This window comes from Microcoleus sp. CAWBG58, from assembly GCF_020883045.1.
Classification (GTDB): Bacteria; Cyanobacteriota; Cyanobacteriia; order Cyanobacteriales; family Microcoleaceae; genus Microcoleus.
In genome coordinates this window covers 1-14,765 of sequence record NZ_JAHRFA010000078.1, presented here as the reverse complement: position 1 = coordinate 14,765, position 14,765 = coordinate 1, and the positions used below count along the sequence as shown (strand labels likewise).

Sequence of the window (14,765 nt, the reverse complement as noted above, 5' to 3'; positions counted from 1 at the left end):
GCTTACATAACCATTAAACTCAGAGGGCTGAAGCCCAACAACGTACCTCATCTTTCTAAAAACCGCTATATTATTCTGATGCAACTGTCCGCCATCTGAAAGCAAAAATGGGATGCTCCCGATTTTAATTTCTTCTTACGCCTCTGCACTTTGTTAAATAAACAAGTCTACTTCACAGGTAAAAAATGAAATTACACTGGAAACATCATCAATTGAATCCGGAAATAATCGGGCTAATTTACGGTTTTTTAGGCGTAGTTGGATTTAGCTTGACCCTACCAGCAACCAGAGCCGCTGTACAGGATTTAGACCCTATTTTTGTAGGCTTAGCACGCGGATTAGTAGCAGCTATACTAGCAGCAGTCACTTTAAAAATAACACATCAGCCTATTCCCTCTAAACGGCAATTGTGGAGTTTATTAGTTGTCGGATTGGGAGTGGTTGTCGGATTTCCGCTATTATCAGCCTGGGCAATGCAGCGAGTACCTGCCGCCCACGGTGCTGTAGTATTGGGAATCTTGCCATTGGCAACAGCAATCGGGGGAGTTTTGCGATCGGGCGATCGGCCATCTTCTCGGTTTTGGGTTGCTAGTATCGCCGGAAGTTTAACCGTTGTTTGTTTTGGAATTATTAGTGGTGCAGGGCAACTCCAAAACGCAGATTTAGCTTTATTTGCATCAGTCATTGCTGCTGCTTTTGGTTACGCCGAAGGTGGGCGATTAGCTAAAACTTTAGGTGGATGGCAAGTTATCTGTTGGGCATTGATAGTTATCGCTCCCTTCGAGGTTTTGCCGACAATATTTGTAGTTTTAAAACAAGGATTAGTCGCTGCACCGACGGCGTGGTTGGGTTTTGCCTATGTGAGTTGTGTCAGTCAATTTGTAGCATTTTTTGCCTGGTATGAGGGGATGGCCATTGGCGGAGTTGCCAGGGTAGGGCAAATTCAGCTATTGCAACCGTTTTTGACTATCCTGGCATCCGCTATTTTGCTTGGTGAAACTGTTGAGCCGATCGCCCTAGGCAGCGCTTGTTTAGTGGTAGCCTGCGTCGCAGCGGGTAAAAAAGCACCAATTAAGCAGGCAGCAAATTTGTGACGTGCAGGAAATTGGCGTGGGCGCGAGGTTTAACTCATAACACAAAATAGGAAATTTAGGCAAAATTAGTCAACTGTTGTTTGCTAAGATGATTTTTGTTTGTTTTGGCGATCGGCAAAACCAGCAACTTCAGCCAGCGTATAAAGCGGCCTGCCCTTCACTTCCTCGTAAATCCGCCCCACATACTGGCCCAAAATCCCAATACTAACCAACTGCACCGCACCCAAAAAGAAAACCGCCATCATCACAATTGTAAAACCAGTTAATACCGAACTTGGATAGAAAAGACGCCAATACAAAACCAAAAAAGCCATTAACAGAGATACAAATGCAGCAAATAATCCCAGATAAATTGAAAGTCGCAGAGGCACCTTTGAAAAAGACACTAAACCATTCATCGCCAAAGCCAAAGATTTGCTAAAAGTATACTTGACATCGCCAGCAAAACGCGGATCTCGTTCAAACTTCACCGCAGTTTGTTTAAAACCAATCCAGGCCCGCAGTCCCCGAATGTAGCGGTTGCGTTCTGGCATTGCATTTAGTACCTCCACAACACATCGATCCATCAAACAAAAATCCCCCGTATCTATCGGAATATCAACATCAGCAAGATGGCGTAAAATCCTATAATACATATAAGCTGGCAAGCGTTTAAACCAACCTTCTTGACGGCGTTGAGTGCGCTGAGCGTAAACAACTTGATACCCGAGACGCCATTGTTCTATCATATCTAGAATCAGCTCTGGCGGGTCTTGCAAATCGCCATCCATGATGACTACAACTTGACCGCTAGAAAAGTTTAACCCAGCAGTTACAGCTATTTGGTGGCCAAAATTGCGGGCCAAACTAAGGTAACAAATTCGCGAGTCTTTTTCGTGCAAATCTCGGAGGATTTCCAGAGAGCGATCGCGGCTGCCATCGTTGATTAAAATTAATTCTACACGGCCGTCCATTCGATCCATCACGGGACTAATTCGTCTGTACAATTCAGCGAGATTTTCTTCTTCGTTATAGATGGGAATTATCAAAGAATACTTAGGTATATCATTCATCTCAGTTTGTATTGAAAAATCTGGTGTCAATGGTTAAATCAAATAAATCAAAAGTTTATTTTTTCAGAAACACTCTCAGCGGCTCCATAGACCATTTTTGGGCGTAAGTTTGATTTTTGACTACCATTTCTTTTCCTTGTGTACTGTCATTTTTTGTAGACTGGTAAATTATCGCACAAGGGACAAAACTTTTGTAAGGTTCGGAATTTAATTTTTGCTTGACAACAGGATCGATAGTAGAAATATGTTCAATGCGATGTGCTGGTTTTCCCGGCTCTGGAAACATCACCCAGAAGGGATATTCCCAGGCATTTTTAGCCCAAAAAGAAAGTCCTATATTCGTGCAATTTTGAGTTTTTACAAAATCTACTGCTACATTGTAAGTAAACTCGATGTTCGGGCGGCTTGTAAAGTAAAGATTGTGTCTGCTGCTATTAAAAATGTTCCCCTCTCCCAGTAGAGGTCTAAAGTTGTTGTGAAAGACCCAAGGGAGCGACATAAAAAGCAGGATTACCACCAGATAATTTGCATTTTTGTGATTTGATAATTGCGATACTACCAATCCAAATATTGGCGAAAATAATACAAATATTGATAAGTGATGGCGACTGTGCCAAGGTTGTAATTTCAGAAGAAAACAGAGCAGCAAAAAAACCATTATTACAGCAGTCAAATAAGCGATCGCTATTTTTATTTTTTGCCAAATACGATTTTTAAATATAAGTGTAAGGCTGGCAAATATTAGCCAAAAGTGAATGGGATTGGTCGCTGTATTTTCATTAAATGAGGGTGTGGCGATCGCAAATACTTGTCCGGGAGGCCAAGTGATGCGTGGATCGTTTGTCGCTACCCCCAGTATTCGGTGCAGCACGTTAATCACTCCCACGATCAAACCGTTAATTCGGGAGATCCTCGTACCCGCTTGCATACCTAAATTTCTAATCACATTTGACAAAAAAGTTGGTAGGGTAATTGCTTCTATTTTATATTCTTTTGTAAAACTTTCAGGCGCTCCGATCGCATAACCGAACAAATCATAATTTCGCCAAAAGTGACCGACATTCAATGCCAAAGTCACACCGGCTATTATCAAAATAGGTGGCAGCATTTTTTCCCGAAAACCTTTAATTCCTCCTGCAAGAAACCAAATAATAAAAGGCAAACAAAATATATAAGCAGTGGTTTTTGTCAAGAGAGCAAGACCCAAACTCGCACCGATTTTGAAAGTATTAATCCCCGTGATTCCTGCGGAGAGTCCGGCTAAACCGTAGGAAACAAAACACACTACCCAGAAACATACAGCATAATCGTTTTGAGTACTGGAACCCTGGAGGATACCCATCGGCAAAGTCGCAGCAAAAACAGCAGCAAAAACTTGACCCCGCCGATTTGCGCCCAGTTGCTTAGCAATTAAAGAAACTGCGATCGCACTTCCGACCATACTCAACCACTGTACCAAATTAGCAAAGCGATCGCCCCCGCTTAAAATCTGAAAGTGCATAATCGCAAACTCAGCCCCAGGCGGGTGATACAACTGCGGCACGTAAGAAGTGGGATAATGCTCGACACTGCGGTTTTGCATCCAGTGAGCAACCCGACTCATGTGATAAGTCATAGAATCCCAATTGTTAGGCGGTGCAACTACAGCAATTAAACCAACCGCAGCAAAAATAAATAATACACCGCCTAGCAACCCGACTAATACACTAGAAAATTTCTCCTCTTGACTTTTCTCAAAAATTGGCTTGACCGGTTTAAATTTTAGATAAACCATCAAGCCGAGAATATTTGCTAACAACCACAGCCCCAACACCCACTCAAAACTCAGCAACCTAAATAAGCTTAAAATTTCAGTAGATAAAGCGACAATAACTCCCCAAATAACTGCTGCGGATAAAATAGCGCTGCGCCAACACCGATCTATTTTCTGAAATATCAGCCACAAAATGCCCAGAGTTACCAATGGAATCAAGCCAAATATATTTGTTATCATAGATTTTGATGTGAACTCTAAGACAGGGTATTCAGAACCCGAAGACTAAAAACCTGGTTTGTGAGTAGATTCATCGTTGTCTTTTCCCAATATTTCTAGGAGAAACCGAGTGGTTTCTGGTAAGTCATATAACAATTACAATCCCAACCACCGATCAATTAAAAAATTCATGACAAATTCTAAATATCTGTGGCAAGCAAATCAAGACTTAAGCGAAGCTTGTCTGCAACATCCCTTTGTCAGAGGGATTGCAGACGGCAGCCTCGCCCAAAATAGTTTTGCATATTACGTTGGACAAGACGCATTTTTTCTAGGAGCATTTGCTCGCGCTTACAGTATCGCTGCGGCAAAAGCACCAGACTGGAAGGGATTTGAAATCCTCCACAATCTCGGCAGCGGCGTTTTAGAAGAATTGCATCTGCATCAAGGATATGCAGCCAAATGGGGTGTCAACTTGCAAGAGGCTAAACCGGGAATTGCTACCCGCCGCTACACGGATTTTTTATTAGCAACAGCTTGGGGAAGCGGTGTAGGTTTGACAGTAGCGGCGATGACTCCTTGCTTGCGGTTGTATGCTTTTTTAGGACAGCAGTTAGCTAAGCCTAATACACCAAAACACGCCTTGAGCGACTGGATTGTCACCTATAGCAGCCCTGATTTTGAGATTTTAGCTTCACGGCTGGAAAGTTTGGTCGATCGCTATGCCGAATCTACACCGGAAGTAGAAGCAACCTATCGCTACGCTATGTTGTGCGAAAGAGACTTTTTTCAGGCAGCTTGGGAGGCACGTTCAACAGTTGACAGTTGACAGTTGACAGTTGACAGTTGACAGTTGACAGTTGACAGTTGACAGTTGACAGTTGACAGTTAACAGTCTATCGCTACGCTATGTTGTGCGAAAGAGACTTTTTTCAGGCAGCTTGGGAGGCACGTTCAACAGTTGACAGTTGACAGTTGACAGTTGACAGTTGACAGTTGACAGTTGACAGTTAACAGTTAACAGTCTATCGCTACGCTATGTTGTGCGAAAGAGACTTTTTTCAGGCAGCTTGGGAGGCACGTTCAACAGTTGACAGTTGACAGTTCGAGATCTAACTCTACCCTTAAGTCCGAGTATTGGAGTAATGAATAGTCCGATTTTAATTTCTCCCTCAAGGGGTTCTGACTTTCAACCAATTCTTCCTGGTAAATTAAGTTTTTTTTAAGAGATGTTACTCAACTATCGCTCCTAAGCCACCCACAGCCAACTTGCAAATCCGATCGAAATGTACAGCAGAAATATAGCTGGTAAAAGTATAGTCATCTATGACATGACGTGGAACCACTAATGCACCCAAAAATGCAAAAGAGTATAGTTGGCTGCCTATCGATCGCCAAATATATACGCAAGTACAGCGGTAATGTTAATCTTAGCGCCCCAGTTTATTGGGAATACCTTCGCAGCCCCCGGGAATAGTTTCTCGCGACTTCGAGCCGCACCAAGCGCAGCAGTAATAGCGCTGCTCGTCCGACAGCCGCTTGACACCAGTGAAATCAACACGTTCAACCACAGCACCGGTATATTCGCCCGTTTGATAGTTAGCAAATTCCGTGCGGCTGCGGGGAGAAGCAGTTTCTGCCAAACCGTAGAATAATTTGGTGGCTCTCATGTCGGCGCGAGCGAGATTGGCGTCGTACAGAATAGCGCGCGAGAGGTTTGCTTTCACTAAATCGCACTTGCTGAGATTGGCCCGGACAAGGTTGGCTTCGCTCAACTCAGTCCACCGCAAATCCGTGCCAGCGAGGTCAGCACCCGCTAACATGACGTTTAAATCGATGACGCGGAGGCCGTGATCTCTGTCTTCAGCGTAGCCACCATCGCCGTCAAGGATGGGGCGGCCTAAAAGCCGATCGCGCTTCAGAGGAGTAATCAGTCTCGACTGCGACAAAAACCGCAGAATTTTCGCTTTACCTTCAGCATCCACACTGCTCATAATCGCAGCGGTGCGGCCTTCGGCGATCGCCCTTTCCTGCGGCCAATCTTCCAAAAACCCTTGCTCGTCAAGCGCTAAGTCGGAAACCCCTTGAAAATAAGCATCGATCGTTTGCTGCTGGGTTATGCGATTTTGCTGAATCGTCAAATCCTTCGAGATCACGTACTGTCGCCAAGCCACGTAAACGCCCAAAATTGCGATCAAAATTTGACCCAAAGCACCAATTAACTCGCCGAGAGCTCCGATAGCATCCCAGTTGATTTGGATGTTGCGGCTTCCCGGTTCAGTATTACTACCGCTGAGCATCAGCAAGCCCACAATCCCAGCTAACAGCCCGAAGCAAGAGATGATCAGCGTGCGCCAAGTCGGCGGAATTACCTGCACCCAGATTTTGCCCCAACTCGGCCACATCATCCGCAGCGATATGCCGATCGCACCGATAGCCCCAAATAAGCCGATCCAAATGCTGTCGTTAGCGAGCCCGACAATCATCAGGGCGATCGCCGCCAGCGTCACCGCCGAACCCGTCACCTCAGCAGTCGTTTGTGCAGGCTGCTGCGGCAATAAAACCTTGCGAGTTGGAGGTGGCGGCGGTAGCGGTTTTGCCGGTTCAGCAGTAGCAACGATTGTCGCTGATTCTGGCTGCACAGTAGGGCTCGCACCGTTAGGGCTTTCTACAGTCACGTTGGACTCTGGAGGATTGGGTTGAGGAGAGTTCGATTCTGGTGTCATGCGTTGAGGCAAATTCTAATTTTGGGCGATCGCTAAAACAATTTTAACCAACGAAGCACGATTCTAGATAGCATTACAATAGCAATATCCAGTAATTGCACTCAAAGAGGTAAAATAATATGACCCTGGTACTCCCCAATCTTCAAGGCAAACAAATGGGTCAAGTAATCACTACAATCACCGTCACGAATTTTATCGATCTAGTTATGGCAGAAAGGGGATTCATTTCTGCCGACGAAGTTCGCTCTGCGCTGCTAGACAAAGTTCTTGTCGATACCGGAGCAACTCTACTTTCCTTACCAGCTCCCATTATTAGCCAACTAGGTTTAAGACAAGTAGGAGAAAGAGATGTAGAAACATCGGCTGGCATCAAAAAAGGTCGAATTTTTGCAGGCGCTCAAATTATGGTAGAGGGCAGAGAAGGTAGATTTGATTGTTTAGAATTGCCCGAAGGCGTTGCCGCTGTTTTGCTGGGCGTGATTCCCATGGAAGAACTAGGATTAGAACCAGACTTAAAAAATAGACGGTTGCGAGTATTGCCGATGAACAATCAGCAAACATATCTAATGGCTTAGTTGAAAGGTTTGTAGTGAGGACTTTAGTCCTTCTTGATGCGGACTAAAGTCCTCACTACAAACCTTTTTATATGAAAAACTTTGCTTGGATCTAGCGAGCCAAATAAGCTCTGACAAAATACGCACCAACCGTCACAAATATCAAAAAAATCATCCCGAAAACCAACTCTATACTCAACCTTTGATCATTCCCCAAAGCCACAATAATTTGCTGCCGCACTATAAAAGCAAACAGCCAACAAACCTCAGCCTTCAGCCAAACCAAAAGGCTTCGCCCCAAGAGATATTGTCTGCGCGCATTTTCCTGAGTAATCCGTACCGGATAGTTAAAAGTATGTGGATAGCGCGATACCGCAGTTAAAACCACAAAAATAATAGCAGCCACTGCTGGCAGCATCCAAATCATCATCTTGTCGCCCAAAGCATCAGGCTGCCCCCCCAAGCCGAAGTGAATCGGAATACGATCGGGCAAAACCCCCCAAAATTGTACGATCGGCAAAATCGACACTAAAATCGCGATCGCCCCCGCAAGCTCTACCGCCAATAAAACAGGCGAAAGCCCCAGAGAAATAATCGGCCGTTGGTTTGGTGCGTTTCCAGTCATGGCTACTTAAAATTAGATTAATATTGAAAATAATAGTATTGGTTCCCATGTAACCCCCCAACCGCTTTCGTTGGGGGTTTCCAAACATCTCGCGAGGTTTTATGACGGTTCAGGTTTTAGTTGAAAAGAAAAAGTTAGAAAAACCGCCCCTAACAATACACACTTTAGGCGATCGCGTCCTGCGGCAGCCAGCAAAGCGCGTCAGCAGCATCGATGCAGAAATTCGGCAGCTAGTCCGAGAAATGCTGCAAACGATGTACAGTGCAGACGGCATCGGTTTGGCTGCCCCCCAAGTCGGAGTCAACAAACAAGTAATCGTACTCGACTGCGAACCCGACAATCCCGCCACACCCCCATTGGTTTTGATCAACCCCACCATCAAAAGTAGCAGCGGCGATATCTGCATCTTGCAAGAAGGGTGTTTGAGCATTCCGGGAGTCTATTTTGATGTCAAACGCCCAGAAGTCATTGAAGTGTCATTTCGCGACGAATTCGGCCGCCCGCAAACCCTGAAAGCGACAGATTTATTGTCGAGGGCAATTCAGCACGAAATGGATCACCTCAACGGAGTGCTGTTTGTAGACAGAGTAGAAAACAAGCTGGCACTGAATGAAGAATTAGTCAAGAACAAATTTTCGCCTAAGGCAGTAAAATCAGTATGATGGCAGGAACTCCAAAAAGTGGTTTATTGTTAGCTCTTTCGTGCATCACTGCGATCGCCGCAGTCGGCTCAATCTTTGAGCTGTCTTCGGGAGAAGCTCAACTCGGCAATGTAGTTACCGGCATCATCCTCGCCCTCAGCGTACCGCTCACAGGCATATTTTTCTATGCAGCCGTTCAGGATGCCAGAGCAAATTTATAATTAGTCATTAGTCATTAGTCATTAGTTAGTTGTTAGTAGTTAGTTGTTCTTGGTTATTGGTTATTGGTGAGTTTGCCTGTATTACTTGTTGTTGATTTCTAGTTCTTGAGTGTTAGTGGTTAGTTGTTGATTGTTACGAATAACTAATAACTGCTCGCCGAGCATCAATCAAAAACAAATAACTAATAATTAACAACTAATAACTGATGACTGATGACTGATGAGTGATGAGTGATGAGTAAGCTGTTGTGCATTTAAATTGAATGTCAAAAAAACAGTTTCCCGTTTTGTGGGGAGTAGGGGCCCTAGCGTCCCGCCCGCCCTGAATATGCAATTTAAATGCGTGACAGCTTAACAACCAACAACTAAAAACAAATAACTAATAACAACAAATAACAAATAACCAACCAATACTTCGGACAGTTTTTTGACGACTCTGTAAGCGTTACAGCGTAAGCCCTGGCATTTTTAATGTTTTTTTGAAACTCAGGACGCTTACTTAAAGATTGAAAAAATACTCATCCCTATAGCCATCAAAGGTTTGATGTACTCAATTAGCTCTAAAACTGTCCGAAGTATTGACCAACAACAAATAACCAACAACAAATAACCAACAACAAATAACAAATAACAAATAACAAATAACTAATGACTGATGACTAATGAAATCGGATTTCTGCGACAAGTGCCCGCCAAAGGCGCTGCGTCGGGGCCAGCGTCCAAGTACCAACTTTCAGAATATGGAGAAGTGGCGATCGGGCGCGATCGCAATTGTCAAATAGCTTTAGAGTCGATCGCCCACGGCATGGTTTCCCGCCGCCATGCCGCAGTCCGTCCCTTAACTCACGGTAATTGGACGAGATGGCAAATTTGCGACCTCAACAGCGCTAACGGAACTTATATCAACGGCCAAAAGCTCGAAGGCTGTCAAACATTAGAAACAGGCGATCGCATCAGTCTCGGCCAAGACGGCCCAGAATTCATATTTGAATCTCCCGCAACCCCAAACCCAACGAAATCCCGGTTCCCCGCCACAAAAACGGGCAATTTTGCGGTCAGTGAAAAAGACGCTCTTACTTTAACTCAATTATTCCCGATCGCCTCCACGGGCAAACAATTAAGTCAAAAAGCCTACTTATATCCAGGTATTGCCACAGTTATCTTTGTCGTGTCGCTGTTTGTGGCCGTCGGAAATCCCCCAGCATTCAACTTTCTGCTGTCAGCTTACATCGCCAGTGCAGCTTACTACTTCATCTATCAACTGTGCGGCAAACACAAACCTTGGTGGGTATTGCTTGGCACCGCTTTAGCTACAGTTCTAATTTTGCTGAGCCCCTTATTGATGGGATTTATCTTAGTATTTAGAGAAATTTTGCCCGGTCGCTTGCCCGCAGAAGGCGAACAAATTAGTTTTTTGCCTTTTTTAATCAGAATGTTCTTCGGGGCGGGCCTGATGGAAGAATTACTGAAAGCCCTGCCCATTTTGGGAGCGATGCTCCTGGGAAATTTGCTAAAAAATCCGTGGCGCGATCGTATCGGCGTTTGGGAACCATTAGACGGAATTTTATTAGGAAGTGCCTCAGCACTGAGCTTTACACTATTAGAAACCCTCGGACAGTACGTCCCCCATATCATCCAAAATGTCACTCTGCAAGCAGGGCCCGAAGCCGGACAATTAGTAGGATTGCAGTTGCTCATTCCCCGAATTTTGGGTTCCGCCGCCGGACACATGGCTTACAGCGGCTATTTGGGATATTTCATCGGTTTGAGCGCCCTCAAACCCACGAAGCGCTGGCAAATTTTAGGCGTAGGTTATTTTAGCGCTTCCGCACTTCACGCTTTATGGAATGCGTCAGGTGCAGTCAGCGTACTTTTGCTGGCATTAGTGGGAGTTTTGTCCTATGCGTTTTTAGTAGCAGCAATTTTGAAAGCTCGGGCTTTGTCTCCCAATCGCGCTCAAAATTTTGCAACTCGAATATTTTCCGAAAAATGATTGCTGACTGCTTAATTGTTAACAGCCGCCCGCGTCAAGCTGCCATTTTTTGCTTGTGTTTCAACCAGCTTAAACCTGCCAATGCTAAAGCTGTCCCCCCAGCAGTGATGGGTTCGGGAACTGGTTCTGGTGCGGTATCCACTAGGGAGTAAGAAACCCGCGCACTGCTGATAATTGTACGACCGCTGCCCAAATAACGCTCCCTGTTGCTAACTGTTGTCTCACGATACCCCCAGAAATAAGATGCCCACACAAGATTGCTCGCCTCCTCGGTACCCATATACCAGGTTGCCCTGCTCTGAAACTTGATGTAATCAGTCCCTCCTCGTTCCTCTTCTCTCGTCGCATACTCCACACCCGATGCTTGCAGTCCGCGAAAATTCCCTTGATTAAATAAAGCTATAGCCCCTGCTAAATCATAGTCATTTTCATAGACCCTGATAGGGGTGTTAAATCTTCCCTCACCCACTGCAATTTTTTCATATCCTATTCCTGTCAGTGAGGAATCACTAAACTTAAAAAAACCACTACCTCCACCCTTTTCCACTTGAAAATTGTAGGTGAGTACGGCGGCTTGTGCTTTGTCTACTCCTACCAATGACAACGCTGCATAACTTAAAATTGTGCTGGCGATCGCACTTCCTAATCTCTGCCTTTGTTTTTGATTCATAGTCGGCCTCATCAGATTTTGCTTAAGTTTAGTTTGTTGCAGACAGCGATCGCCAGTAAGTCTCCGCATTCTTAACATAAATTCTTTTGAATTCAAAGATTGCCCAATCTCACTATCGAATTACTACGGATGCGATTTCTCCCAAATTTGTATTATTTGCTACTTGTTGACTGGGAATTTTTTGCCAAAACAAGAGAAATGTTCGATCGTCCTGGAAAAATATGCCGATCGGTTTGTATTGTGGCGATGTGGCGGGCGATTCACGATCGGGATAGCTATGCTTCACAGATTCAAACACCATATTTTAGTGCTTTTGTCAATACCCAATTCCCTGAAAAGGGATCGGGTTCCTACTGCCTTTTGCAGTCTGCCTTCTGTCGCCTGCCTTCTTCCCTGTTTCTTCTTCACTTGTCTTAGAAATTCTTCACAAATAGTTTGACTGTGGTACTATCTGGATGGCTGTGAGTCGATCGGGAAGCCAACGGGCTTGATTCCTGTGGTGGAGGAGAATCCAGGAGTGCTAGATAGGATGTCATTGGGATACGGAAATGTTTTCGGTCAGCGAAGTCAACTCGAACCCCTCCGCATTGGGGTTATTGGAGTTGGCAATATGGGGCAGCACCACACGCGAGTTCTGAGCTTGCTCAAAGATATCGAGCTCGTGGGTGTTGCAGATATAAATGTAGAGCGGGGAATTGATGTAGCAAGCAAATACCGGGTTCGCTTCTTTGAAGACTACCGGGATTTGCTCGCCCACGTAGACGCAGTTTGCGTCGCCGTTCCAACTCGCCTGCACCACCCTGTGGGGATGTCTTGTCTCCAAGCAGGGGTTCACGTTTTAATTGAAAAGCCGATCGCGGCTAGCATTGCTGAAGCCGAATCTTTGGTCAATGCGGCTGCTGAAGCCCACCGGATTTTACAAGTGGGTCACATCGAGCGCTTCAATCCAGCTTTTCAGGAACTCGGCAAAGTGCTGAAAACTGAAGAATTACTGGCATTGGAAGCTCACCGGATGAGTCCCTATTCCGATCGGGCCAACGACGTATCGGTAGTTTTGGATTTAATGATCCATGACATCGACTTGCTCTTGGAATTGGCAGATTCTTCAGTGGTGAAGCTGACGGCCACTGGCAGCAGGGCCTCAGATTCAGGTTATTTAGACTACGTGACAGCGACGCTGAACTTTGCTAACGGCATTGTCGCCACTCTGACTGCCAGCAAGGTGACGCATCGCAAACTCCGTTCAATAGCGGCTCACTGCAAAAATTCTTTGACAGAGGCAGATTTTCTCAACAACGAAATCTTGATTCACCGACAAACAACCGCCAATTACGTGACGGATTACGGTCAGGTGCTTTACCGTCAAGATGGGTTGATCGAGAAAGTCTACACCAGCAATATTGAACCGCTCCATGCAGAATTGGAGCATTTTATTAATTGCGTGCGGGGTGGCAACCAGCCTTCTGTGGGAGGAGAACAAGCTCTTAAAGCTCTTCGGCTTGCAAGTTCGATCGAGCAAATGGCTCTCGACGGTCAAGCTTGGTATCCCAAAGAGCTAGAGTCTAGTTTGCAAGTTAGCTAAATCGACAAAAATTGTGTCGTTTCCGGGTGCTTCTACAGTTTGGGTTGGTTGTTCGTTGAAGAGGGTAACTGTTCGGGTGCAACCGGATTCGATGTAAGTCGATTTTCCATTTTTAAATTTGAGATTGACTTGCAACTCCGTGAATCTGAGGGCTTAAACAGTCGATTTGAGATTTTCAATTTTCAATTTGAGATTGACTCCTATCCTCTATTTGGGGATTCAACAGTCGATTTGAAATCTGAGATTTGAGATGAAAGAATTGATTCCAAAGATGAATCTGAGGGCTTGAACTAAAATTGAAATTTTGGGTTCTCTACAATCTAAGTATGGGAAGTATCTGTTTTTGACTCAAATTACAATTTAGGTGAAAAAACAGCGACTATTTGACGGCTGATAGTTTTACTAACTAGCTGATTTCCTTGAGGACTGAGGTGAATGCTGTCTCTATACAAAGTTGAAATTTGAGCCGCACAATTGGCCTGACAATTGAAAATGGGAAGAAAATCTATGTAAGTAATTTTCTCGCGCTCGACGAGTTCGGCGAGACGCTCTCTAGCCTTGATTTCCCAGTCGCGAGAGCCAGAGTCGCCGAATTCGCCCCGCTTGGGCGTCACGGCTAGCAAAAACTTGACGTTGGCGGATACTGCTATTTTCTGGATTTGATAAATAGCTTCTAAGTTGCAGCAGACTACATCGCTTTCGGCTGCTGGTGGTGCCAATTGGCTAGCCGGCGGTGTTGGTAGCAGGTAGCGGCTCAATAATTCTAGTGTCGCCGATCGAGGTTGCCGATCGGGATAAGATCGATCGCGCCCCACAACTTCAGCACGGGGAGCCGATGCAAACAAATCGTCTGTATTCAGCAGCAACACCAAAACCTGCGATCCAAAAACACCAAACCGCTTCGCATAAGCAAGTTGATTCCTCGGCCCCCAAGAATTAGCAGAAGCGTTGAGAACTTCAACATCCGAATAGTTGACATTTGCACCCGATCGTGAATCGCTCGTCAGATTCTGTAGTTGCAGCCTCAACTGCCGAACCATAATTTCTGAGATGGTATCTGTCTGATCCGTCCACCAACCGCCGTTGGCGACAGAATCACCCAACAGCAAGACGCGCAGAGTTTCGGGTTTGGGAGTAGGGGCGATCGATCCAGTACGCATCGAATACTCGTTAATCTCGATCTGGTTGCCCAAGCGGCGCACCCTCTGGTTGGGTGCCAACAAATAGCCACACTCAGCATCGGCAATATAAATCAAGGGATTGCCAAAACCCAGCAACACGCGCAGCAGCACTTCGATTGTCGCCCACAATCCTGCGGTGAGGGCCAAAACGATCAGAACAACTTTTAACAATTAACCTCGATCGAAAACGAAAAACTGCTGCTGAATTCGGGGTTTTAGCAACTTGGTCGCGCGATTGAGTCAACCGAATCGCCCCCGTGGATTTGACGTACTTCCCGGCAGACCAGCGCGGGAATTCTTAAAGGCTGCTTGAGGGTGGGCCGTGGCCCTGACAGGTGTAGGTTTTTTACGAAGGGGTAGTATAAAGTCAATTAAACCAGGCGAAAATAAGGGTGTTGAAAGGAAACAGGGGGTGCAAGAAAAATCTAAATGCTGAAAAATAATCATCTCAAGG

Annotated in this window: 15 protein-coding genes; 7 read left to right on the top strand and 8 right to left on the bottom strand. The window is 45.4% G+C overall.

Annotated elements, in window-relative coordinates; all coding sequences use genetic code 11:
* The first annotated feature begins 185 nt into the window (after positions 1–185).
* Entirely contained in the window at positions 186–1,094 is a 909-nt protein-coding gene (locus QZ918_RS26330; protein ID WP_293340333.1) for a DMT family transporter, read from the top strand.
* A gap of 83 nt (positions 1,095–1,177) precedes the next feature.
* On the opposite strand, the gene QZ918_RS26325 is transcribed toward QZ918_RS26330, so the two are convergent.
* A complete protein-coding gene (locus tag QZ918_RS26325) occupies positions 1,178–2,146 on the bottom strand; it encodes a glycosyltransferase family 2 protein (protein WP_293340330.1) in 969 nt (322 codons plus the stop codon).
* A gap of 55 nt (positions 2,147–2,201) precedes the next feature.
* Positions 2,202–4,139, bottom strand: coding sequence for a glycosyltransferase family 39 protein (locus QZ918_RS26320; protein WP_293340327.1), 1,938 nt, complete (start codon positions 4,137–4,139; stop codon positions 2,202–2,204).
* 169 nt (positions 4,140–4,308) lie between these two features.
* Between QZ918_RS26320 and QZ918_RS26315 the strand changes: the two genes are divergently transcribed.
* Entirely contained in the window at positions 4,309–4,947 is a 639-nt protein-coding gene (locus QZ918_RS26315; protein WP_293340324.1) for a TenA family protein, read from the top strand.
* 601 nt (positions 4,948–5,548) lie between these two features.
* On the opposite strand, the gene QZ918_RS26310 is transcribed toward QZ918_RS26315, so the two are convergent.
* The gene (locus tag QZ918_RS26310) at positions 5,549–6,844 is read right to left on the bottom strand and encodes a pentapeptide repeat-containing protein (RefSeq protein WP_293340321.1); all 1,296 of its coding nucleotides are present in this window, start codon (positions 6,842–6,844) and stop codon (positions 5,549–5,551) included.
* Positions 6,845–6,963: 119 nt separating this feature from the next.
* Here QZ918_RS26310 and QZ918_RS26305 point away from each other — a divergent pair, with 119 nt between their 5' ends.
* Entirely contained in the window at positions 6,964–7,419 is a 456-nt protein-coding gene (locus QZ918_RS26305; protein ID WP_293340318.1) for a pepsin/retropepsin-like aspartic protease family protein, read from the top strand.
* Between the two features lie 91 nt (positions 7,420–7,510).
* Here QZ918_RS26305 and QZ918_RS26300 read toward each other — a convergent pair whose 3' ends face one another.
* Positions 7,511–8,023 carry a DUF1648 domain-containing protein gene (locus QZ918_RS26300; protein ID WP_293340315.1) on the bottom strand — a complete coding sequence of 171 codons (513 nt, stop codon included), beginning with the start codon at positions 8,021–8,023 and terminating at the stop codon, positions 7,511–7,513.
* Between the two features lie 101 nt (positions 8,024–8,124).
* Between QZ918_RS26300 and def the strand changes: the two genes are divergently transcribed.
* From def to QZ918_RS26285, 3 genes are all read left to right on the top strand, one after another.
* Positions 8,125–8,685, top strand: coding sequence for a peptide deformylase (def, locus tag QZ918_RS26295; protein WP_293340312.1), 561 nt, complete (start codon positions 8,125–8,127; stop codon positions 8,683–8,685).
* The gene (locus QZ918_RS26290) at positions 8,685–8,885 is read left to right on the top strand and encodes a hypothetical protein (RefSeq protein ID WP_293156539.1); all 201 of its coding nucleotides are present in this window, start codon (positions 8,685–8,687) and stop codon (positions 8,883–8,885) included. The genes def and QZ918_RS26290 overlap by 1 nt, the downstream gene beginning before the upstream one ends.
* 655 nt (positions 8,886–9,540) lie before the next feature.
* Positions 9,541–10,878 (top strand): PrsW family glutamic-type intramembrane protease, encoded by a 1,338-nt coding sequence (locus QZ918_RS26285; protein ID WP_293340309.1) that lies wholly within the window; start codon positions 9,541–9,543, stop codon positions 10,876–10,878.
* A 34-nt stretch (positions 10,879–10,912) separates the two neighbouring features.
* On the opposite strand, the gene QZ918_RS26280 is transcribed toward QZ918_RS26285, so the two are convergent.
* From QZ918_RS26280 to QZ918_RS26270, 3 genes are all read right to left on the bottom strand, one after another.
* Entirely contained in the window at positions 10,913–11,548 is a 636-nt protein-coding gene (locus QZ918_RS26280; RefSeq protein ID WP_293340306.1) for a PEP-CTERM sorting domain-containing protein, read from the bottom strand.
* 112 nt (positions 11,549–11,660) lie between these two features.
* Complete coding sequence (locus tag QZ918_RS26275; protein WP_293156391.1) at positions 11,661–11,849, bottom strand: hypothetical protein; 189 nt, start codon at positions 11,847–11,849, stop codon at positions 11,661–11,663.
* 112 nt (positions 11,850–11,961) lie between these two features.
* Positions 11,962–12,084 carry a hypothetical protein gene (locus tag QZ918_RS26270; protein WP_293302785.1) on the bottom strand — a complete coding sequence of 41 codons (123 nt, stop codon included), beginning with the start codon at positions 12,082–12,084 and terminating at the stop codon, positions 11,962–11,964.
* Here QZ918_RS26270 and QZ918_RS26265 point away from each other — a divergent pair.
* Positions 12,078–13,130, top strand: a complete 1,053-nt coding sequence (locus tag QZ918_RS26265) for a Gfo/Idh/MocA family protein (RefSeq protein ID WP_293156388.1) — start codon at positions 12,078–12,080, stop codon at positions 13,128–13,130. The two genes, QZ918_RS26270 and QZ918_RS26265, sit on opposite strands and share 7 nt — an antisense overlap.
* Before the next feature lie 353 nt (positions 13,131–13,483).
* Here the strand turns inward: QZ918_RS26265 and QZ918_RS26260 are convergent, their stop codons facing one another.
* The gene (locus QZ918_RS26260) at positions 13,484–14,482 is read right to left on the bottom strand and encodes an SGNH/GDSL hydrolase family protein (RefSeq protein ID WP_293340303.1); all 999 of its coding nucleotides are present in this window, start codon (positions 14,480–14,482) and stop codon (positions 13,484–13,486) included.
* Positions 14,483–14,765: the final 283 nt, after the last annotated feature.